Genomic DNA, 21,302 nt, shown 5'->3' with positions numbered 1-21,302 from the left:
AATGAGGGGTGATTTCTAAATGGGATTTGTCATGCTCTTATCGAGCGTGTTGGCTGGCGTGGTCGGTATTGCCGTTGGCTATTACGTTCGAAAAATACATGATGAAAAAAAGATTTTAAGCACGAAGAAAATTGCTGAACAGATAGTTGAAGAAGCAAAACGAGAGGCCGAAACTAAGAAGCGAGAAGTTCTTGCTGAGGCTAGAGAAGAAGCGCTGAGGATTCGACACGAATTGGAAAGAGAACTTAAAGAGCGCAGGAGCGAAATTCAGCGAGCCGAAAGAAGGCTTGAACAAAGAGAGGAAAGTCTCGACAGAAAACTTGAAAATTTAACGAAGAAAGAAGAAGAGCTAAAGGCCAAGTTGACGGAAGTCGAAAAGGCAAAACTGGAGGCCGAAAGACTTTTGCGGGAACGGATCGTTAAACTGGAGGAAGTCGCTGGACTTTCGCGAGAAGAGGCAAAAGAACTCCTACTTAAAGAGGTAGAAGAGGAAGTTTCTTCCTCTATTGGGTTGAAATTGAAGGAGTTGGAGGAAAATTTTAAACGTGAGGCCGATAAGAAAGCAAGGGAAATTTTAACCACAGCAATTCAACGGTGTGCCGTCGATCATACTTCTGAAGTTACGGTTAGTGTCGTACCATTGCCTTCCGATGATATGAAGGGCAGAATAATCGGCAGAGAAGGAAGGAATATCAGGGCCTTCGAAAGTTTGACAGGCGTCGATTTGATTGTGGATGATACGCCAGAGGCGGTGACACTAAGCTGTTTTGATCCTGTGAGGCGTGAGATTGCCCGTATTTCCCTGGAGAGGCTTATACTTGACGGAAGGATTCATCCGGCGCGCATTGAGGAGATCGTAGAAAAAGTGCGCAAGGAAGTTGACGAACATATGCTTGAGGCAGCCGAAAATGCTTTGCTCGAGGTTAATATAGAAGGTGTACATCCTGAGATCGTCAAGACCTTGGGGAGGCTTACCTATAGATCGAGTTATGGCCAAAATGCCTTGGCTCACAGCTTGGAAGTTGCTCACTTGGCTGGGGTGATGGCAGCAGAACTTGGGCTTGATGAAATGATCGCGAGAAGAGCAGGACTGTTGCACGATATCGGTAAAGCTATAGATTGCCAAGTGGAGGGCTCGCACGCTTTAATAGGCGCAGACCTTGCAAAACGATACGGCGAGTCGCAGGTCATAGTAAACGCGATTGCCGCTCATCACGAGGAAGAAGAGCCTAAAAGCGTGTATGCTGTCTTAGTACTTGCTGCCGATGCCGTAAGTGCTTCAAGGCCTGGGGCGAGGCGCGAAAGCATAGAAGCCTATATAAGAAGACTTGAAAAACTGGAAAATTTAGCTTCTTCCTTTACGGGAGTGGAGAAAGCATACGCCATCCAGGCTGGAAGGGAAGTGCGAGTCATGATATCTCCTGAAGCAGGAGATGACGGTACCATATATAAGATTGCATACGATATTGCTCGAAAGATAGAAGAAGACCTTAAGTACCCTGGCCAAGTCAAGGTAACAGTCATAAGGGAGCTCAGGGCCATTGAGTTCGCGAAGTAGGAATGTTGTCATGAGAGTGCTTTTTATAGGAGATATCGTTGGCAGACCAGGGAGAAGGACGCTTCAAAAGCTCTTGCCCAAGGTAAGAAACACTTATGGACCTTTTGATTTCGTCATTGCAAATGTGGAAAACTCTGCCGGTGGTTTTGGTATAACCCAAAAGGTATTAGACGATCTATTGGCAATGGGAATCGATTGCATGACGTCGGGCAATCACATATGGGACAAAAAAGAAGGTTTATCCCTATTGGATTCGGAACCCAAGTTGCTACGACCTGCCAATTATCCTCCAGGCTGTCCCGGCCGAGGAAGCGCAGTTTTGAAGTGCGGAGAGGGAAGGTTGTTAGTTTTGAACCTCTTGGGTCGAACATTTATGTACGACGTGGATTGCCCTTTTAGAAAGGCCGATGAAATCTTACAGGAGGCTTCAACCACCACCGTATTGGTGGATATTCACGCCGAGGCAACATCGGAAAAAAGAGCCTTAGCATTATATCTTGATGGGCGCGTATCGGTGGTCTTAGGCACCCATACCCATGTTGCGACGGCAGATGAAGAGATACTTGACAAAGGAACTGCCTTTATAACCGATGTGGGTATGACGGGAGGGCACGCCGGAGTTATTGGCATGAGGAAGGAATCGGTCATAAGTCGTTTTTTGACGTCAATGCCAGCTCGATTTGATGCGTGCAACGAGGATTTAAGGCTTAACGGCGTTTGTTTGGATATAGATGCGCTAACGGGCAAGGCTTTGAGCATTCGCAGAATTAGCGAGCAAGTGGATGAGAAAAACGATGAACTGGCAACGGACTCATAAGGGTTTCAGTTGCCCCGGGCGATAACGTCGAAAGCTTGTTGAATTGCTTGAATGAACGTTCGGCACAAAAGACGAAGCGGGGCCAAAATTCAATAGGTCCCGCTTTTTTACGCGTTTTAATGGAAGGTGAAGGAGGTAGAAATATGTGTCTGGCTGTTCCACATAGAATAGAAGAAATTTTGGATTCGCGCAGGGTAATTGCACGGGCGGGATCCTTGAAAGTGGAGGCAAGAACGGACTTGATCGATAGTGTAAATGTGGGCGATGTGGTTTTAGTGCACGCTGGTTTTATCATAGAAAAGTGCGAAGAAAAAGAGGGCCAAGAATTGGAAGAATTGTGGAAAGAAGTGTTGAAAGTTGCAGGAAAAAGGCACTCTTAGGGACAAAGCTGAATTACTTCAACGTGCTTTAGGATTTTTTGCCAAAGAGCCCATGACCTTCATGGAAGTTTGCGGCACACACACGGTTGCCATCTACAGGAGCGGATTAAGATCATTGCTTCCAAAAAACATTTCACTTGTCTCCGGGCCTGGCTGTCCCGTCTGCGTTACAGACCAAGGAGAAGTGGACGCGGCGATAAAGCTTGCCGAAAAAAAAGGTTTGGTTTTTGCTACTTACGGAGATATGATGCGCGTTCCCGGTACTAAAGGCTCTTTGCGAAATCTTAGGACTCAAGGAGCTGACGTTCGGGTGGTGAGATCCTGCGATGAGGCGTTGGACCTAGCTTTGAAAAATCCAACGAAGGAAGTTGTCTTTTTAGGTGTTGGATTCGAGACGACAGCTCCCTCTACGGCTGCTATCATTTTAGAGGCAGAAGAGAAAAAGGTCCGAAACTTTTCCGTTCTTTGTTTTCATAAACTTGTTCCGCCGGCATTGCGGCTTCTTGCTGAGTCAGGAGAACTGAAGGTGGACGGTTTTTTGCTGCCGGGGCACGTAAGTGTTGTCCTAGGCATAATGCCCTATGAATTTTTGCCCAGAGATTTTAAAATATCCTGCGCGATTGCGGGATTTGAACCCCTAGATATCATGGAAGGTTTGGTGGAACTAGCTAGACAAGTTCACGATAAGGACCCCAAGGTTAGTCTGCTTTATGCTAGGGCAGTAAGGCCAGAGGGAAACACCCGAGCCAAAAAGTTTATAAGACAAGTCTTCGATGAAGCGGATGCCAGATGGCGAGGACTTGGGAAGATTAAAAATTCTGGGTTACGGTTAAAGCCCGAATTTGCCCGCTTCGATGCCATTACGAGGTTTGATTTAGACATCAAAGAAGTTCCCTTGCCCTCTGGTTGCAAATGCGGTGAAGTATTGATGGGCAAATTAAGGCCGGAGGAGTGTCCCTTGTTTTCGATTCGTTGCACTCCCGATGATCCGGTAGGTCCATGTATGGTATCTAGCGAAGGCAACTGTGCTGCTTGTTATAAGTATTCTTATAAGGTGATGCGATGATGTTTATAGAATTAGGACATGGTAGTGGTGGCAGGCCAACTCAACAACTTATCAAAGAAATATTAAATATATACGGCAATCAGAGCAATAAGGATATGGAAGATTGCGCCTTGATTGAAAATGGCATTGGCGTCACAATTGATGGTTTTACCGTAAGTCCGAGATTTTTCCCTGGGGGAGACATTGGCAAGCTTGCAATATGTGGCAGCACTAACGATCTAGCAGTAAGAGGAGTTAAGCCACTTTATTTAGCTATGGGCATTCTCATAGAAGAAGGATTACTGAAGGAAGAATTGTTAAAAGTCATCGAGAGCGCCTATCGCGTAAGCAGGGATCTGGATGTTAAGCTCATTGCTGGTGATACTAAAGTTTTGCCCAGGGGCCAGGCGGATGGCATGTATATAACTTGTTGTGCCTTAGGAGAAGTCCTTACTGACAACCACTGGGGAATTAAAAATCTATCCCCGGGCGACTCTTTAGTCGTTACTGGTCCTATAGGACAACACGGTGCTTTAATATCGGCCCTTCACTACGGCCTTGAGGTGGATGAATTGATAAGCGATTGCAAGCCTTTGTGGCCACTTATGGAACCCTTAACCGGCATACCAGGCGTTAAGTGCGCAAGGGATTGTACGCGAGGCGGTTTAGGGACTGTCCTGTGCGAATGGGCTGAAGGATCCAACCTCGGCATAGAGATCGAGGAGGAACTCATACCAGTAAATTCAGAGGTAGTATCCGTAGCCGATGTTTTGGGTTTTGATGTGTTGCATTTGGCTTGCGAGGGTACGGCGGTTCTTGCCGTAGATCCGGATTATTTAAGAGAAGTTCTTTCGTCTTTGAAAAAGGTCGCCCCCCATTGTTCTGTCATAGGTAAGGTTACAGAAGATCATGCCGGGATCGTGGGGCTTAAGACAAAAATAGGAGGCATGAGGGTGATCGATATGCTTGTTGGAGAGATGGTGCCGAGGATATGTTAGTGCCTAAAGTGGTCTTGTGGATAAAAGCATGCTTGACCCTTTGAAATCATATATATAAAATGTTAGATGGAAGAATGCACATTCCGGATGAGCATCGCAAGAGATGTCTTGCCTTCTGGGCGAGAAGCCGAAGGTGTAAGGAAAAAGTCCTAATCTCTCAGGCAAAAGGATTGCGATGTGACGGGGCCCTGGAAAAGACCTTTGAAGGTCTGCCAAAGGGGCAAGCCCGATGAAAAGCGGCGAATCCCCGAGGGTAAAGAGGACAGGGGCCAAATTAACCGAATGGAGGGGAGGTTTGGCTAATGTCCTCCTCGTATTATCTTATATCCAATAATCCGCGAATAAGAACCCTTCCCAGGTGCATCTACGTAGAAGGATTTGTTTTAGATGTGCTGGTAGCTGCTCGTGATAAGGTGCACGTGGGATACAAAATTTTATCTCATCCCTTATCTGGGAATATAGCTCCTTCGATGAGGATTTTTATGACAATTATCCTTGCTCAATCCCCCTTTGAAGGTCATTTCACTGATATAGAATCGCTTAATGTAATTGAAAGTGCCTTAGAATTTTGCAAAGATCAAAGTCTTTCAAACATCAAGCTTGATCAGAAAGTTCTGGAAGATATGCAATACCTTGACGAACAGTTGATCATGCCCGTACTTTGTCGGTATGGGATCGTATCAAAACAGGAGGTGTGTTTAATTGATAGAGGTAAATAAGGACAATTTTGAATCGGAAGTTCTGCAAAGTGAATTACCGGTAGTTGTAGATCTCTGGGGACCAAAATGCGGTCCGTGCCTTGCGTTGATGCCTCAGGTGGAGGAGCTTGCCTCTCAATATGAAGGTAAAGTTAAGTTTTGTAAACTTAATGTGGCCGAGAACCGCCGTTTGGCAATTAGTCTAAAGGTCATGGGGGTCCCGACGTTCCTATTTTATCAAGGAGGGGAATTGAAGGATAGAATTACGGGAAATGAAGTTACAATAGAGGCGATAAAAGAGCGAGTGGAAAAGATATTGCAGTAGTTAGTAATTTTAAAAATGAAAAGGAGGTGTGTGTTAGTGAGGCTTGAATTACACAAAGTCAAAATAAAGGACATTAAATGGGGAAATACCACCAAAGTTGAAGACAACGTCCTTTATATTAACCAAGAAGAAATAAGTTCCTTGCTTTCTAAAGACGATCGCTTTGAATCCGTCGAAGTGAATTTGGCTCGTCCTGGAGAAAAGGTTCGCATCGTGCCGGTTAAAGACGTAATAGAGCCCAGATGTAAAATTGAGGGTGAAGGAGACGTTTTTCCTGGCTTCATTGGAGACGTGGAAGGAGCCGTAGGAGAGGGAAAGACCTTAGCTCTCGTCGGAGCAGCAGTGGTCACTTGTGGTAGAATAGTAGGCTTTCAAGAAGGCATAATAGATATGTCTGGGCCGGGGGCGGATTATACCCCTTTTTCCAAGATAAATAATGTGGTCTTGGTCTTTACTCCAAGGGCGGGTATTGAAAGGCATGACTATGAAGCTGCTTGCCGCGTAGCCGGGTTAAAGGTTGCTCACTTTTTGGCCACAAAGGCTAAAGATGTGTCTCCAGATGAAGTGTCTGTATACGAACTTGAAGAGATTACAAAAAGATCCAAGGAACTTGAAAAACTCCCTAAAGTGGCCTACATCTATATGTTGCAATCGCAGGGGTTGCTTCATGATACCTACGTGTATGGGGTAGATGCAAAAAAGATACTGCCTACTTTAATTCACCCTAATGAAGTTTTTGACGGTGCGATAGTATCGGGAAACTGCGTATCGGCTTGCGACAAAAATAGTACCTATGTTCACCAAAATAACCCGGTAATAGAGGCATTATTCAAGCGTCATGGCGAGAAAATAAACTTTATAGGCTGCATAATAACAAACGAAAATGTCACGTTAGAGGATAAAAAGAGAAATTCCTCTTACTCAGTAAAACTTGCCAGGATGTTGGGTGTCGACGGTGTAATCATTACTGAAGAAGGATTCGGCAATCCCGATACAGACCTCATCATGAACTGTAAAAAGGCAGAACTCGCTGGTATAAAAACAGTTCTGATCACAGACGAATATGCGGGTAGAGATGGAGCGAGTCAATCTCTTGCCGATGCGTCGCCGGAGGCCAACGCTGTAGTAAGCGTCGGAAATGCTAACCCTATTGTAAAGTTGCCGCCCATGGAAAGGGTGATTGGTTTTAGTGAATATGTTGACATTATAGCTGGAGGATTTTCCGGAAGCTTAAAGGATGACGGTTCCATCGAGGTCGAATTGCAGGCGATAACTGGAGCTACCAACGAGCTTGGTTTTACCTGTTTCTCGGCCGAGACCAGATAAAATAAAATGGGAGGTGTAATAAGCTATGGCAAAGGGCAAATTGGCCGGTAAAAAGTTGATTCTCCTTGGCGAAAGAGATGGCATTCCTGGCCCTGTCATGGAGGCCTGCTTGAAGGATAGTGGCGCAGAAACAGTGTTTTCCGTGACCGAATGTTTCGTCTGAACGGCCGCGGGAGCCATGGACCTGCAGAACCAACAGCGCGTGAAGGATGTTGTTGAGAAATATGGAGCTGAGAATGTAATAGTTATACTTGGAAGCTCCGATCCTGAAGGCGCCGAAATTTACGCAGAGACCGTGACAAACGGTGATCCGACTTACGCAGGTCCTTTGGCGGGAGTCCCGTTGGGACTCGCAGTTTACCACATTTTTGAGCCAGAAATTAGGAAAGAAATAGATCCGGCAGTTTGGGAAGAACAGATGGAAATGATGGAAATGGTCTTGGATTCCGAGGCCCTGTCTCAAGCAGTTGCAAATATGCGCGAGCAATATAGCAAGTACACATTAGAGTAGCAGCAAGAGATAGGGGGGATAATTAGTGGCTTATAGAGTGGTCCATTATATAAACCAGTTTTTTGCCGGTATAGGTGGCGAGGAAAGGGCAGATTATCCTCCGGAACTTCGCGAGGGCGTTGTGGGCCCTGGCCAGGCTTTGCAGGCAGCTTTAGGAGAAGAGGCTGTTGTGGTTGCTACCTTAGTCTGTGGAGATGATTATTTCGCGGAACATACGGAGGAAGCTGTCGATAAGATCATCGGGCTATTGGAAAGCTATCGCCCAGATGCCTTAGTTGCAGGTCCTGCTTTCAACGCCGGGCGTTATGGGATGGCATGTGGTGCCCTATGCGATGCCGTGAGCAAAAGGTTGGGCATACCAGTTGTTACTGCCATGTATCCAGAAAATCCAGCCGTAGAAATTTACAGAAAAGATTTATACATCGTAGAAACCTCTGATAGCGCTAGGGGCATGCGCGATGCCATACCTAAAATGGCGCGTTTGATACTAAAACAGTTAAAGGGCGAACCCTTAGGGCGTCCCGAAGAAGAAGGCTACATAGAGCGGGGCATACGTGTCAATATCTTTCGTGACCGAATAGGTGCGGAGCGAGCCGTTGACATGCTCATAAAAAAATTGAAAGGCGAGGATTTTGCAACCGAGTATCCTATGCCTTCCTTCGATCGCGTTCCTCCGGCACCAGCAATAAAGAACATAAGGGAGGCTAAGATTGCCCTCGTCACATCTGGGGGTATAGTCCCAAAGGGAAACCCCGATAGGATCGAAGCTTCAAGCGCCACTAAATATGGTGAATACAGCATAGCAGGTCTCGAAAACCTTACGCCCGAAACTCATGAGACAGTTCATGGCGGTTATGATCCGACTTATGCTAACGACGATCCAGACAGAGTGCTGCCATTAGATGTAGCCAGGGAACTTGAAAAAGAAGGCGCCTTTGGCTCACTCCACGATAAATACTATGCAACTGTCGGTAACGGCACGCCAGTCGCTTACTCCAAGATGTTTGGCGAGGAAATCGCCAAAAAGTTGAAAGAAGCTGACGTTGACGGAGTGATACTTACCTCTACTTGAGGGACTTGTACTCGTTGCGGTGCAACGATCGTGAAGGAACTTGAACGAGCTGGCCTACCCACCGTCCACGTATGTACTATTGTCCCCATTTCGCAAACAGTGGGAGCAAACAGGATAGTACCCGCTGTGGCTATACCGCATCCCTTGGGCGATCCCACCAAGCCCCTTGAGGAAGAGAAGGCAATAAGGCGTCGTTTGTTGCTCAAGGCCCTAGAAGCTTTGCAGGCTGATATTGAGGAACAAACTATTTTCGGAAATTGATGAATGTCGTAGCGTTAAAGGGGCCAAAGAATTAAATCTTTGGCCCCTTTTGTGAACTTTTGTAAGATTGAACAGTCATTTTGACAAGAGGAGCGTGCATGATCACATGCGAAAAGTTGCGATAAAAGAGTATGCTTATTGCCTCAATCACACGCCTGAATTAGCTTATCACTATGGCAATACGCCTTTTTGGGAGAGAAAGATTAAGGGAGAATCAGAGTTTCTGCTTTCTCTGTCAAAGTCCATACGAACCTACGACGAAGCCATCGGTTACGCACCAAATCAAGCTTTTATTGGAGGAATATCCCTTGAAGAATTAGAGGCACATCAAACGCCCTGGTATCAAAACCCGTTAAAGGACGTTTCGCGTTACGGTACATTTGGAGAGATAATGCCTGAGGATGAGTTTCTCGGTTTGATGGATATCTGCGATGTCTTTGATATCATTTGGTTGGAGCAGTCTTTTTCTAAAAAAGTTGAAGATAAACTTCAGGCGCATCCGTTGATGAATTCAAGCATTTTGCAGCGTTTGGAGAAGGGGCATATTTTCGAGGAAATTGAAAAGGAAATAAGGGAAGATGGAGCTGTGCCGCTTTATTCGGGGGGCGAAATTGTTGGATGTTGCAGAAAGGCCCATGAGTTTGACGAGTGCTTATCATCTTATGTATTGCTCGAGAATATTGCCTGCAAAGCGGGCGGTGTTTTAGCCTTGCTGCATTTATTGAAACGAGCGAACATGAAGCCAGAGGAAGTGGATTTCATCATTGAATGTTCAGAAGAAGCAGCCGGCGACATGAATCAAAGAGGTGGGGGGAATTTTGCTAAATCCATAGGCGAGATTGCTGGTTGCAGCAACGCTAGCGGATGTGATATACGGGGCTTTTGTGCAGGTCCGGTTTATGCCTTGGTGGACGCAGCAGCACAAGTAGCCTCGGGCGTGAGGGAAAACGTAGTAGTATTGGCGGGTGGGGCCCTTCCTAAGCTTTATATGAACGCGAGAGATCATGTCAAAAAAGGCATGCCAGCATTGGAGGACATGTTAGGCAATTTTGCCGTGTTAATTGCCCCCGAAGATGGAGAGTCCCCAGTAATGAGGCTTGACGCCGTAGGAAAACATTCCATAGGAGCGGGAGCATCTCCACAAGCCATAACGGAAGCGTTGGTTTACAAGCCACTGAAACGCATAGGTTTAGGATTTCTGGATGTGGACAAATACGCTGCAGAATTACAAAATCCAGAAATTACATTGCCGGCAGGAGCAGGCAATGTTCCTGAGGCGAACTTTAAAATGATCGCTGCTTTGGCCGTTATGAAAAAGGAACTTGATAAAGCGGGTATGACTGATTTTATAAAAACTCGCGGAATGCCCGGCTTTGCACCGACCCAAGGCCACATCCCTTCAGGTGTGCCGTTTATAGGTCATGCTTGCGAAAATATAAAAAATGGCAAGATGAAACGAGCCATGATCATCGGAAAAGGAAGCTTATTTTTGGCTCGTTTAACTAATCTTTCTGATGGAGTGTCATTCATGATAGAGGCTCCATTGCCAGCAGTTGAAGAAAAAGTAGAAACCCTTACCAAGGAAGAAATAAAGGACACGATTCTTGAAGTGCTTGCCGATATCGCTGAATCCCTGAAGGGTGCGAATGCGAAGTGAGGTCCGAGAGGTGAAGTATAGTGGAGGAGTCTAAAGTGAAAAAAATCATTGGCGAGGCATTAGATGAGATTGTGAGAGCAGCAAAGGGAAGCGGTGAGCTTGTTCCTATAGGTTTAATGAGCAGCGGAAGCGAACTGGGCTCAAATGAGTTAGCCTTGGGAGGCAGGCTTGCGCAAGAGCAATACCGCTTCATCAAGGTTGTAATGATAGGCCCTCGAATTGAAGGTTTCAGCGACCTTGAATGGATAGAGACCGACGATTGTGAAGCTGACATTCAAAAGGCCATGGAAGAGGCCTTAAGGGAAGGTCTCATAAAGGGAGCGGTAGCTCTTCACTATCCTTTTCCTTTGGGGGTTGCAACCGTTGGAATGATATACACTCCTGCGAAGGGAAGACCCCTAATAATTTCGACTTCGACCGGTACCACCTCGACCGATAGAGTGGAAGCAATGATCTTGAACGCTATTTATGGCACAGCTGTAGCTAAGGCAAGGAACATCGAATACCCGAAGGTCGGTATTTTAAATGTGGATGGGGCACAGATTGTTTACAGATCCCTAAAGCGACTGGAAGAAAATGGGTATGAGATCACATTTGGCAGTACTGTGAGGCAAGAGGGAGGGTCTATCCTGAGGGGAAACGATCTTATAGCTGGCTCGGTTGACGTTTGTGTCACCGATACTTTGACGGGAAATGTCTTAGTCAAGGTATTTAGCGCCTACAACACGGGTGGAAATTATGAGTCGCTTGGTTGGGGGTACGGCCCCTCGGTTGGTGAAGATTGGCCTTACGTTATTTCCATCATTTCTCGAGCCTCAGGGGCTCCTGTCGTTGCAAATGCGATTCATTTTACGGCTGAAGTTGCTTTAGCCGGTTTACCGTCATTGGTCAAACGAGAAGTGACAATGGCAAAAGATGCAGGCCTTGAAATAGTGTTGGCGGAACTTCAGGGCAAGAAGGAAGAGAAAGAAGTTGAGATTGAACCTCCAAAGCCGGAGCCAACTGACGAGGAAATCCAAGGCATAGATGTATTGACCATTGAGGATGCCGTAAAAGTGCTTTGGTCTCATGGCATTTATGCAGAATCAGCCATGGGTTGCACTGGTCCGGTTATAAAGGTACCGTCTCGCTTTCTCGTTGAAGCGAAGCAACTTTTAAAAGAAGAGGGTTATTTATGAGCAAAAACAAACTTTACGCTCATGTCGTACGGCTTTTCCTTTGAATGTTTGTAGGACTTAGGTCGCATAAAAATAACGGAAGGAGTATTGCAATACTCCTTCCGTTATTTTTATGGAAATGGTATAATGCAAGCGTTCAATTTAGTATACCAATATACTAAATAGGGGGTGATATAAACATCCTAGTAGGATAGAAGATCTTTTTGTTAGCCCTGAGAGTCAAAGTCAGTTTGATGAGGAGGGAGAGCTAGGTATGGAATTATTGCTACAGATTAACGGCGTGGTAAATTCTATAGTATGGGGACCTTGGATGTGTGCCTTTTTGGTTGGCACAGGTGTTTATTTGACGATTATATTGGGTGTACCCCAGATACGTTATTTTACCCTTTCTTTTAAGAACGTATTTTCAAAGGGCGCAGTGAGGGGCTATGGCGAGGAAGGGACCATATCTCCCTTTGCAGCGCTAGCTACGGCTCTTGCTGGGACCCTGGGGTCTGGCAACATCGCAGGGGCTGCCACGGCTATTCACTTGGGAGGCCCTGGCGCGGCCTTTTGGATGTGGGTTAGCGCGATATTTGGGATGACTACAAAAATGGTAGAAGTTATTTTGGCGACCCGTTTTAGGGAAAAAGACGAAGCGGGAAACTGGCGTGGCGGCACAATGTACGTATTAAGGGCGGCCACGGGGCAAAAGTGGTTGGCCTGGCTTTTTGCCCTCTTTGCAGCACTGGCAGCCTTCGGAATTGGCAATATGACCCAAGCCAATTCTAGTGCAGAAGCAGTAAAACTAGGTTTTGGCGTCCCTCATATATATACTGGAATAGCACTTGCTTTTTTAACGGCCCTGGTTGTAATTGGTGGCCTAAAAAGCATAGCTAACGCTACCGTCATCATAATTCCTTTTATGTCTGTATTGTACTTTGCTGGAGGCGTGATACTCCTTGTGATAAATATGGACAAATTGCCTGCTGCTTTTGGGGCTGTATTTCGTTATGCCTTCCATGATCCTATGGCAATGCCTGGAGCCGTGGCCGGGTGGACATTAAGGCAAGCATTAGTAAAAGGCACCGCTAGAGGTATCTTTTCAAACGAAGCTGGTTTAGGGTCGGCCCCGATGGTGCACTGTACAGCCATAACGGATCATCCCGTGCGTCAGGGAACAATGGGTATTTTTGAGGTATTTTTGGATACTATAATTATATGCACAATCACTGTTATAAGCATTATTGCCACGGGAACTCTCACTGGTCGACCTGAGCTTACAGGAGCTCAATTAACCTTAACCGCCTTTAGTACCGTTTGGGGCAATATAGGTATGATATTTGTGGCTATCTCTCTTGCCCTTTTTGCCTATTCGACGGTGCTTGCATGGTACTGGTACGGTGAGACAGGAGCGACCTATATATTGGGAGTAAAGGTGATTCCTTACTATAAGGCTCTTTGGATCATCTGCATAGTTCTTGGCGCTTGGGGTGGAAGTGAGTTTTTACGGAACATTTGGGACTTTGCCGATACTTTAAATGGCCTGATGGCTATACCAAACCTAATAGCTTTATGGTGGGTGTCTGGTGAGGTGCGGCGGTTAGTGAGAGATTTTGATGCCAAACGAGCTCGTGGTGAGCTGGCATAGGCGCCAATGCAAAAAAGGGGGCCCTTAGGGCCCCCTTTTTCTTTTTCATCCCGGGGTATCCAGTTATTTGGGGTCCGGGATACAAATATTTTACGCCACCCCCACGCAAGTCTTCATGTATATTTTACTAAAATATATTGTATAATAAATAAAATATTGTATAATTAACGTTGAAGTAGTAGCTTTATTTAAATCATTTAAAAAAGAGGCATTTTTAAAAATGGATTTAGGTTATCCGAAAATGATAAAGGATAACATTTCCAGGATGTAGCTTACCCTCTACAACCGCTAGAAGTGATGTGGCATTTTGAATCGGATAGACGAAAATTACGTGCAAATATCGTACTGCTAAAAACCACCATCATTACAATGTTAGTTTTACTCCCGGAAAAATCAAAAGAGAGTTGATCTTTCACCAGCTCATTTTCAAATGCTTAGTTGAACCATTAAGTCGATAATTTAGATGAATGAAAATTTTAATTTTTGCGACTTTTTAAAATCCCTGCTCAAGGAGGTGACGTGATCTTCATAAAACAAAGCAGAAGCTTTATTGGTTCTTTGTGCTCTAATTCTACCTAATAAGCAAGGAGGGCGAGAATATGGAGGTTTTATTGCAGATTAACAGCGTGGTAAATTCTATAGTATGGGGGCCTTGGATGTGTGCCTTTTTGCTTGGCACGGGAGTTTATTTGACGATTATATTGGGTGTACCCCAGATACGTTATTTTACCCTTTCTTTTAAGAACGTATTTTCAAAGAGCGCAATGAGGGGCTATGGCGAGGAAGGGACCATATCTCCCTTTGCAGCGCTAGCTACGGCTCTTGCTGGGACCCTGGGATCTGGCAACATCGCAGGGGCTGCCACGGCTATTCACTTGGGAGGCCCTGGCGCGGCCTTTTGGATGTGGATAAGTGCGCTCTTTGGCATGACTACAAAAATGGTCGAAGTTATTTTGGCGACCCGTTTTAGGGAAAAAGACGAAGCAGGCAACTGGCGCGGAGGGTCTATGTACGTATTAAGGGCGGCCACGGGGCAAAAGTGGTTGGCCTGGCTTTTTGCCCTCTTTGCAGCACTGGCAGCCTTCGGAATTGGCAATATGACCCAAGCCAACTCTACTGCCGAGGCGGTAAATTTGGGTTTTGGCGTCCCTCATATATATACTGGAATAGCACTTGCTTTTTTAACGGCCCTGGTTGTAATTGGTGGCCTAAAAAGCATAGCTAACGCTACCGTCATCATAATTCCTTTCATGTCCGTGCTATATTTCGTTGGTGGCTTAGTCTTGTTTTTAATGAACATGGATAAATTGCCGGCTGCTTTTGGTGCAGCATTTCATTATGCCTTCCATGATCCTATGGCAATGCCAGGTGCCATTGCCGGATGGTCCGTGAGACAGGCAATGATAAAGGGCACCGCCCGGGGCATCTTTTCAAACGAAGCTGGCCTTGGGTCGGCCCCGATGGTGCACTGTACAGCCATAACGGATCATCCGGTCCGTCAGGGGACCATGGGCATTTTCGAGGTATTTTTGGACACATTTGTGGTATGCACTGTAACAGTTATAAGCATCATTGCCACGGGAACTCTCACTGGTCGACCTGAGCTTACAGGAGCTCAATTGACCTTAACCGCCTTTAGTACCGTTTGGGGCCGCACAGGCGCGATGTTTTTGGCAGTTTCTCTTGCCCTTTTTGCCTATTCGACGGTGCTTGCATGGTACTGGTACGGTGAGACAGGAGCGACCTATATATTGGGAGTAAAGGTGATTCCTTACTATAAGGCTCTTTGGATCATCTGCATAGTTCTTGGCGCTTGGGGTGGAAGTGAGTTTTTACGGAACATTTGGGACTTTGCCGATACTTTAAATGGCCTGATGGCTATACCAAACCTAATAGCTTTATGGTGGGTGTCTGGTGAGGTGCGGCGGTTAGTGAGAGATTTTGATGCCAAACGAGCTCGTGGTGAGCTGGCATAGTAACTGAGACAAAGGAGGAGACTTTAAAGCCTCCTCCTTTGTCTTTTATTAGGAGGGGGTGCTTGGGTTGAATTTAAGACCTACGAGGTATGAAGTTAACCTGAAAAATTTACAATATAACTTTATTAACATAAGGAATTTCGTCGGACCAGAGGCACAAGTAATATCGGTGGTGAAGGCGAATGGTTATGGAATGGGAATTGCCAGGATCTCAAAGGCTTTAGTGGAAGCTGGTTGTCAGAGGCTTGCCGTCGCTACACCCGATGAGGCCGTAAGTTTACGGGAAGCAGGTATCCAAGAACCCGTGCTTGTCCTTGGTCCCTCACCCCATGAAGCTGCAGAATATTATGTCAGATATGATATAGCTGCAGCATTGACCGATATGTCCTTTGCGCATACAGCAAGCCGGACAGCAGAAAAACAAGGTAAACTAGCACGCCTTCACCTAAAAATTGACACAGGCATGGGGAGAATTGGCTTTTTGCCCGAAGAATTGGCGAAAATATTGCCGGAACTAAAAAGCTTGCCTTGTCTCGATATTGAGGGAGTTTTTACTCACTTTGCTACGGCCGATGAGCCTAACCTGGATTATACTCATTGGCAGTTTAAAAGATTTGCTAAAGCCCTGGACATATTGGAGGAATATGGAATTAAAACTAGGTTGCGCCACGTTTGCAACAGTCCGGCGACACTCAATACCCCAGACTATCATTTGGATGCTGTTAGGCCTGGGTTGATATTATATGGAATGTGGCCGTCTGAAACATGCAACAGGCCCTTCGAGCTAAAGCCTGTCTTTCAGATCAAGACTGAAGTGGCTGTTTTGAGGACATTGCCGTTGGGAAGCGGTGTGGGTTACGGATTGCGCTATATGACTCGAGGGGAGGAAAAGATAGCCGTTTTGCCCATAGGATATCACGATGGCTATCCGCGCAACCTTTCCATGAAGGCAAGCGTTTTAGTAAGGGGAGTGCGTGCTCCCATAGTAGGAAGCATTTGTATGGACCAAATGATGGTAAACGTTACCCACATACCGGACGTAAATGTGAAAGACGAAGTAGTGCTCCTAGGAAGTCAGGGAGAAGAACGCATAACGCCAGAGGAGATAGCTAGCTTGCTGGGAACCATGAATTACGAGATACCTAATTTGTTTACTCCGCGAGTCCCTCGTGTATATTTGTGAGAATTTTGTGAGAATATATTGTATAATTAAAGTCGAAGTGATAGTTTTATTTATCTCAATTAAAAAGGGGGCATTTTTTAAATGAGGATAGGCTGTCCGAAGGAGGTAAAAGATAACGAGTTCAGGGTGGGGCTTACTCCAGCAGCCGCAAGGAGTTATGTTGATGCCGGACATGAAGTGGTGGTAGAAAAAGGTGCCGGTACTGGTTCAGGAATTACTGACGAAGAATATAAGGCTGCCGGGGCTAAAATATTGGACACGGCTAAAGAGGTTTGGTCTACTGCTGACATGATCGTAAAGGTTAAAGAACCGCTTCCCCAAGAATACGATCAAATGCGTGAGAACCAGTTAATTTACACTTATTTTCACTTTGCTGCAGATGAGACGTTGACTAAAGCCTGCCTGGACAAAAAGATAGTAGCTGTAGCTTACGAGACCGTTCAAGAAGCCGATGGCTCGTTGCCTTTGTTAAGACCGATGAGCACCATTGCCGGGCGCATGGCCTGTTTAATGGGAGCTTACTACCTGGGGAAGCCTCATGGGGGTATGGGATTGCTTCCCACGGGCGTTCCGGGAGTTGCTCCAGCCAATATATTGGTAATTGGCGGCGGAGGCGTGGGAAGCAATGCCGCGAGAGTTGGCGCCGGACTTGGTGCAAAGGTGACCATACTTGATGTAAATCCGAAGGTTCTTGAAAATTTGACTCAAATCATGCCTCCAAATGTGTTTCCTCTGTTTAGCGATAGCCATACCTTGGAAGCAGAGTTAAAAGAAGCAGACATAGTAGTAGGTGCTGTGTTAATACCTGGTGCAAAAACGCCAAAGCTGGTTCGCAAAGAACATTTGAAGCTAATGAAGCCAGGTTCCGTGATCGTAGACGTGGCGATCGATCAAGGTGGATGTGCTGAAACTTCGAAACCAACAACTCACTCTGATCCCGTATTCGTGGTAGATGGCGTGGTTCACTACTGTGTCGCAAATATGCCTGGGGCTTATTCCAGAACTGCCACCTTTGCTCTCAGCAACAATACCATACGATACGGACTACAGATTGCCAATAAAGGTGTAGAGCGTGCCTGCAGGGAAAATCCAGCGCTTTCGAAGGGATTAAACATGTATAAAGGCGTTATTACCTATAAACCCGTGGCAGAAGCCTTTGGCATGGAAGATTTGTATAAGCCTGTAGAAGAAGTCATATAAAAAGCTGCTTCCTCATAACCCGATAGGTTGTCAAAAGGCGGAAGTTATGCGACTTCCGCCTTGATTTATCCAGCCTTCGCCCGCCATGGCAAGAGATATGAAGAGGTTGCAATAGCCTTTGGTTGCTGGTATAAGGTATGCGTTAACTTTAGTTTGCTGTTTTGTCTATGGATAAAATGTTCAAGTCAATTGTTCTTAATTTTTTTCTGTTGGAGGTAGCCATATGAAAGAATTGCTTTTTTCCCTCACTCATTTTCCTAAAGATGAATTGGATGAGGCGGAGTTAGCGGCTTTCCGCCGTGCTGCTAAAACGTGCCGAGGTTGGATCCTGACAATGACTACGGCAGCAAATAGTGGACATCCCGGAGGTTCCATGTCAAGCATCGAGATGTATTTGCTGACCTATGCCGTTTCGGATTTGCGCAGACAAAACGCCGATGACATAAATAGAGACTTTATCGTCATTAGCCATGGTCATACTGCGCCCGCTGCCTACTCAACACTTGCCTATCTTGGATTCTTTGACCCTACAGAACTTTTGGGAAATTTTAGGCGAGTTGGGAGCCCTTTTCAGGGTCACGTTGAGCGCTCCGTGCGTGGCATAGATTGGGCGAGTGGAAATCTGGGACAAGGATTAGCCGCAGGCGTGGGTTATGCCTTAGCGCAAAAGAAAAGACAAAACAACGGTCACGTATTTGTTTTGATGGGAGACGGCGAACAGACTAAAGGACAAGTGTCCGAAGCGCGAAGAATCGCCGTGAAAGAAGGCTTGGATAACATCACGGCCCTGATAGATTTTAATCATATTCAAATCAGTGGTTTCGTTGAAGAGGTCATGCCCGTTCAATATAAAAAGCTGTGGGAAGTTGATGGTTGGCAAGTATATGAATGCGATGGGCATGACCCTTCGAATATTTACTCTGCTCTGAAAAAGGCATACGAGGACCAAAGACCAAGCGTGGTGTTTTGTAACACCATTATGGGCAAGGGGGTCTCTTTCATGGAAGCCATTCCTGATTTTCATGGCAGGGCGCTGAGCAAGGAACAATATGTGAAAGCAATGGAAGAGCTAGGAGAAGACCCATCGATGTTAGAGGATGCGTTAAGAGCGCGAAAAGGTCCTCTGCCTAATGGCAGGGCTGTTTATCCCACGTCCTTGCCCATTGAAGTAGGTACTCCTTTTGTTTACCCTCCAACCGCCAAAATGGATAACAGGAGTGCTTTCGGTAAAGCTTTGGCAAACATTGGAGACTTAAATTACGGAAAGCCGGTACCCGTTTTGGTCTTTGATTGCGATTTGGCTTCTTCCGTTAGAGTGGATGAATTTGCAAAGAAGTGTCCTGATTGGTTTATAGAAACTGGAATTCAGGAGCACGCTACAGCTACTGTAGCAGGTGCATCGTCTTGTGGGGGCGCAGTGAGCGTTTGGGCCGATTTTGGTGTGTTTGGGCTTTCTGAAGTATACAACCAGCAACGGCTGAACGATATCAACAGGACCAACCTCAAGCTTTTTTTGACACATGTGGGTTTAGACGTAGGAGAAGATGGCATGACCCATCAGTGCATAGATTACTGTGGATTACTTCGCAATCTTTTTGGCTGGAAATCGGTCGTACCCATTGATCCCAACCAAACCGATAAAGTCACCAGATGGGCGCTATGTCAGGAAGGCAACGTATGCGTTGCCATGGGCAGGAGCAAAGTTCCTGTTTTGACGAAAGAAGACGGAGTTACCCCTTTTTATGACGAGGATTACGTCTTTAATTACGGAACTATTGATATGATTAGAGACGGTCACGATGCTTCCGTGTTTGCGATGGGTCATATGGTTTACCGAGCCCTTCAGGCAAGAAAATTGCTGGAAGAAAAAGGCGTTTCCCTGCGCGTTTATGGAGTTTCCTGTCCCTTAGCCTTAGACGATGAAGTTGTGACGAAAGCTGTTAAAATGGGACCTATCTTTACCTATGAAGATCATCATATCCGCACGGGATTGGGTCAGGAGATGATATCAAAGCTCCAACGTTTGGATTTGAAGGGAAGGGTAAAGCCCTTAGGAGTTTGGCGCTTTGGTGATTCAGGACCTTCTGAAGAAGTCTTTGAAGCGATGGGATTGGACTCTAAAGCATTGGTCCATTGTATTTTACAGGAGTGACATTGATGTTAGAAGAGGGGACGCTTGTTTTTTTGCGTTCGGCCAATAGAAAAGATAGTTTTTTGGTTTCTTTGGAAAGCGAGGGAAAGCTAGAAACTCGACTAGGTATAGTATTCCATAAAGAGGTCATGAAGGCCGGTTTTGGCGGTAGGGTTTGCTCCCATAACGGCAACGTTTTTTACATCATGAAACCGACCTTGGGGGAATATCTGCGCAGGATTAAACGTAAAACCCAGATAGTTTTTCCGAAGGAAGCAGGTTTTATATTACTTCAACTTGATATAGGACCTGGTTCAAGGGTAGTGGAATGTGGCACAGGGTCGGGAAGTTTAACTACGGCATTCGCTCACTTCGTTGGAGATGAAGGCCGCGTTTATTCTTATGATGCGCGCGAGGAATTTGTTGAGCTTGCTCGCCGTAATTGTAGGAAGTGGGGCGTTGAGCATAGAGTGGAATTTAACGTGAGACACCTTTCCCAAGGCTTTGAAGAAACTGACGTTGATGCAGTTTTTTTAGATTTGCCTGATCCGTGGAACTACTTGCTGCAGGTCAGAAGCGCCCTTGCATTAGGTCGCCGAATGGGAGCGTTGCTTCCAACTTTCAATCAGATAGAAAAACTCCTTCGCGCTTTGGAGGAAAATTATTTCGTTGACATTGAGGTCCTGGAAATATTTCTCAGAAAACTAAGAATCGATCCGGACAGGATAAGACCTGAGGATAGAATGATAGGTCACACTGGCTACCTAATTTTTGCGACATCAATTGCCCCTTTGAATGGCGGTGTTAGATGACATGAAGGTTTTGCTGCACCTTTGTTGTGCTCCCGATGGCACTATACCGCTTGAGCGTTTGCTCTTTGAGGGTAATTTTGTAATTTGCTTTTTTTATGGCCATAACATCCATCCTCAATTGGAGTACGAAAAGCGTCTTCAAGCCGTAAAGAAGCTGGTTGAATATTTTGGAGTTCAACTTTTAGCACCAGCCTACGATCCCCATCGCTGGTTTCTTGAGACAAAACATTTGGCGAAAGAACCTGAGGGCGGAAAAAGGTGTATGTTGTGCTATCGCCTGCAAATTGAAGAAGCGACGAAGCATGCGATCGCATTTGATTGTAATGCTTGTGCTACGAGTCTTACTGTCAGTCCACATAAGGATCCTGAATTGATAAACGCGATTGGAAAAACCTTATCAAACAATGTAGGTCTAAGCTGGATAGATCGAGTTTGGAGAAAACGCGGTGGATTTATTGAATCTGTCGCAAAAAGCAAGGAGCTCGCGCTTTACAGGCAACGTTATTGCGGTTGTGTGTATAGCATTAGGGGGTGAACGCGTATT

General features: G+C 45.8%; 19 protein-coding genes and 1 riboswitch. All 19 genes read left to right on the top strand.

Features of this window, described 5'->3' with window-relative positions:
- The first annotated feature begins 19 nt into the window (after positions 1-19).
- Positions 20-1,558 (top strand): ribonuclease Y, encoded by a 1,539-nt coding sequence (gene rny, locus AC5SXE_RS09125; protein WP_310848923.1) that lies wholly within the window; start codon positions 20-22, stop codon positions 1,556-1,558.
- A 10-nt stretch (positions 1,559-1,568) separates the two neighbouring features.
- Complete coding sequence (locus AC5SXE_RS09120; RefSeq protein ID WP_310849328.1) at positions 1,569-2,375, top strand: TIGR00282 family metallophosphoesterase; 807 nt, start codon at positions 1,569-1,571, stop codon at positions 2,373-2,375.
- A gap of 143 nt (positions 2,376-2,518) precedes the next feature.
- A complete protein-coding gene (locus AC5SXE_RS09115) occupies positions 2,519-2,755 on the top strand; it encodes a HypC/HybG/HupF family hydrogenase formation chaperone (protein WP_310848925.1) in 237 nt (78 codons plus the stop codon).
- A complete protein-coding gene (gene hypD, locus AC5SXE_RS09110; RefSeq protein ID WP_310848927.1) occupies positions 2,733-3,821 on the top strand; it encodes a hydrogenase formation protein HypD in 1,089 nt (362 codons plus the stop codon). Before AC5SXE_RS09115 ends, hypD begins: the two co-directional genes overlap by 23 nt.
- A complete protein-coding gene (gene hypE, locus AC5SXE_RS09105) occupies positions 3,821-4,798 on the top strand; it encodes a hydrogenase expression/formation protein HypE (protein ID WP_310848930.1) in 978 nt (325 codons plus the stop codon). The genes hypD and hypE overlap by 1 nt, the downstream gene beginning before the upstream one ends.
- An 87-nt stretch (positions 4,799-4,885) precedes the next feature.
- Positions 4,886-4,981, top strand: a riboswitch (glycine riboswitch).
- Positions 4,982-5,100: 119 nt separating this feature from the next.
- Positions 5,101-5,517 carry a GrdX family protein gene (locus AC5SXE_RS09100; protein WP_310848933.1) on the top strand — a complete coding sequence of 139 codons (417 nt, stop codon included), beginning with the start codon at positions 5,101-5,103 and terminating at the stop codon, positions 5,515-5,517.
- A complete protein-coding gene (locus AC5SXE_RS09095) occupies positions 5,501-5,821 on the top strand; it encodes a thioredoxin family protein (RefSeq protein ID WP_303883000.1) in 321 nt (106 codons plus the stop codon). The genes AC5SXE_RS09100 and AC5SXE_RS09095 overlap by 17 nt, the downstream gene beginning before the upstream one ends.
- Before the next feature lie 36 nt (positions 5,822-5,857).
- The gene (locus AC5SXE_RS09090; RefSeq protein WP_310848936.1) at positions 5,858-7,147 is read left to right on the top strand and encodes a glycine/sarcosine/betaine reductase component B subunit; all 1,290 of its coding nucleotides are present in this window, start codon (positions 5,858-5,860) and stop codon (positions 7,145-7,147) included.
- Between the two features lie 25 nt (positions 7,148-7,172).
- On the top strand, positions 7,173-7,658 hold the full coding sequence (gene grdA, locus AC5SXE_RS09085; RefSeq protein WP_310848938.1) for a glycine/sarcosine/betaine reductase complex selenoprotein A: 486 nt from the start codon (positions 7,173-7,175) through the stop codon (positions 7,656-7,658).
- A 25-nt stretch (positions 7,659-7,683) separates the two neighbouring features.
- Positions 7,684-8,991, top strand: coding sequence for a glycine reductase complex selenoprotein B (gene grdB / locus AC5SXE_RS09080; protein WP_310848939.1), 1,308 nt, complete (start codon positions 7,684-7,686; stop codon positions 8,989-8,991).
- Between the two features lie 106 nt (positions 8,992-9,097).
- Complete coding sequence (gene grdC, locus AC5SXE_RS09075; RefSeq protein WP_310848941.1) at positions 9,098-10,648, top strand: glycine/sarcosine/betaine reductase complex component C subunit beta; 1,551 nt, start codon at positions 9,098-9,100, stop codon at positions 10,646-10,648.
- 35 nt (positions 10,649-10,683) lie between these two features.
- Positions 10,684-11,826, top strand: coding sequence for a glycine/sarcosine/betaine reductase complex component C subunit alpha (gene grdD, locus AC5SXE_RS09070; RefSeq protein ID WP_493917216.1), 1,143 nt, complete (start codon positions 10,684-10,686; stop codon positions 11,824-11,826).
- 253 nt (positions 11,827-12,079) lie between these two features.
- A complete protein-coding gene (locus tag AC5SXE_RS09065) occupies positions 12,080-13,456 on the top strand; it encodes an alanine/glycine:cation symporter family protein (protein WP_310848945.1) in 1,377 nt (458 codons plus the stop codon).
- 599 nt (positions 13,457-14,055) lie between these two features.
- Positions 14,056-15,432 (top strand): alanine/glycine:cation symporter family protein, encoded by a 1,377-nt coding sequence (locus AC5SXE_RS09060; RefSeq protein WP_310848948.1) that lies wholly within the window; start codon positions 14,056-14,058, stop codon positions 15,430-15,432.
- Positions 15,433-15,499: 67 nt separating this feature from the next.
- Positions 15,500-16,615, top strand: coding sequence for an alanine racemase (gene alr, locus AC5SXE_RS09055; protein WP_310848951.1), 1,116 nt, complete (start codon positions 15,500-15,502; stop codon positions 16,613-16,615).
- Between the two features lie 81 nt (positions 16,616-16,696).
- Positions 16,697-17,815, top strand: coding sequence for an alanine dehydrogenase (gene ald, locus AC5SXE_RS09050; RefSeq protein ID WP_310848954.1), 1,119 nt, complete (start codon positions 16,697-16,699; stop codon positions 17,813-17,815).
- A gap of 223 nt (positions 17,816-18,038) precedes the next feature.
- Positions 18,039-19,967, top strand: coding sequence for a transketolase (locus AC5SXE_RS09045; RefSeq protein ID WP_310848957.1), 1,929 nt, complete (start codon positions 18,039-18,041; stop codon positions 19,965-19,967).
- A 5-nt stretch (positions 19,968-19,972) separates the two neighbouring features.
- On the top strand, positions 19,973-20,758 hold the full coding sequence (locus AC5SXE_RS09040; protein WP_310848959.1) for a tRNA (adenine-N1)-methyltransferase: 786 nt from the start codon (positions 19,973-19,975) through the stop codon (positions 20,756-20,758).
- 1 nt (position 20,759) lies between these two features.
- Positions 20,760-21,293, top strand: a complete 534-nt coding sequence (locus tag AC5SXE_RS09035) for an epoxyqueuosine reductase QueH (protein WP_310848962.1) — start codon at positions 20,760-20,762, stop codon at positions 21,291-21,293.
- Positions 21,294-21,302: the final 9 nt, after the last annotated feature.

The sequence above is a fragment of the Acetomicrobium sp. genome, assembly GCF_059026225.1.
This window is presented reverse-complemented; position numbering and strand designations above follow the sequence as displayed.

Bases quoted from the DNA above. Each gene is read 5' to 3' on its own strand.
- rny (WP_310848923.1), top strand. From the start codon at position 20: ATGGGATTTGTCATGCTCTTATCGAGCGTGTTGGCTGGCGTGGTCGGT.
- AC5SXE_RS09060 (WP_310848948.1), top strand. From the start codon at position 14,056: ATGGAGGTTTTATTGCAGATTAACAGCGTGGTAAATTCTATAGTATGG.
- AC5SXE_RS09100 (WP_310848933.1), top strand. From the start codon at position 5,101: ATGTCCTCCTCGTATTATCTTATATCCAATAATCCGCGAATAAGAACC.
- AC5SXE_RS09120 (WP_310849328.1), top strand. From the start codon at position 1,569: ATGAGAGTGCTTTTTATAGGAGATATCGTTGGCAGACCAGGGAGAAGG.
- hypE (WP_310848930.1), top strand. From the start codon at position 3,821: ATGTTTATAGAATTAGGACATGGTAGTGGTGGCAGGCCAACTCAACAA.
- ald (WP_310848954.1), top strand. From the start codon at position 16,697: ATGAGGATAGGCTGTCCGAAGGAGGTAAAAGATAACGAGTTCAGGGTG.
- AC5SXE_RS09115 (WP_310848925.1), top strand. From the start codon at position 2,519: ATGTGTCTGGCTGTTCCACATAGAATAGAAGAAATTTTGGATTCGCGC.
- AC5SXE_RS09045 (WP_310848957.1), top strand. From the start codon at position 18,039: ATGAAAGAATTGCTTTTTTCCCTCACTCATTTTCCTAAAGATGAATTG.
- AC5SXE_RS09065 (WP_310848945.1), top strand. From the start codon at position 12,080: ATGGAATTATTGCTACAGATTAACGGCGTGGTAAATTCTATAGTATGG.
- grdC (WP_310848941.1), top strand. From the start codon at position 9,098: ATGCGAAAAGTTGCGATAAAAGAGTATGCTTATTGCCTCAATCACACG.
- AC5SXE_RS09035 (WP_310848962.1), top strand. From the start codon at position 20,760: ATGAAGGTTTTGCTGCACCTTTGTTGTGCTCCCGATGGCACTATACCG.
- AC5SXE_RS09040 (WP_310848959.1), top strand. From the start codon at position 19,973: ATGTTAGAAGAGGGGACGCTTGTTTTTTTGCGTTCGGCCAATAGAAAA.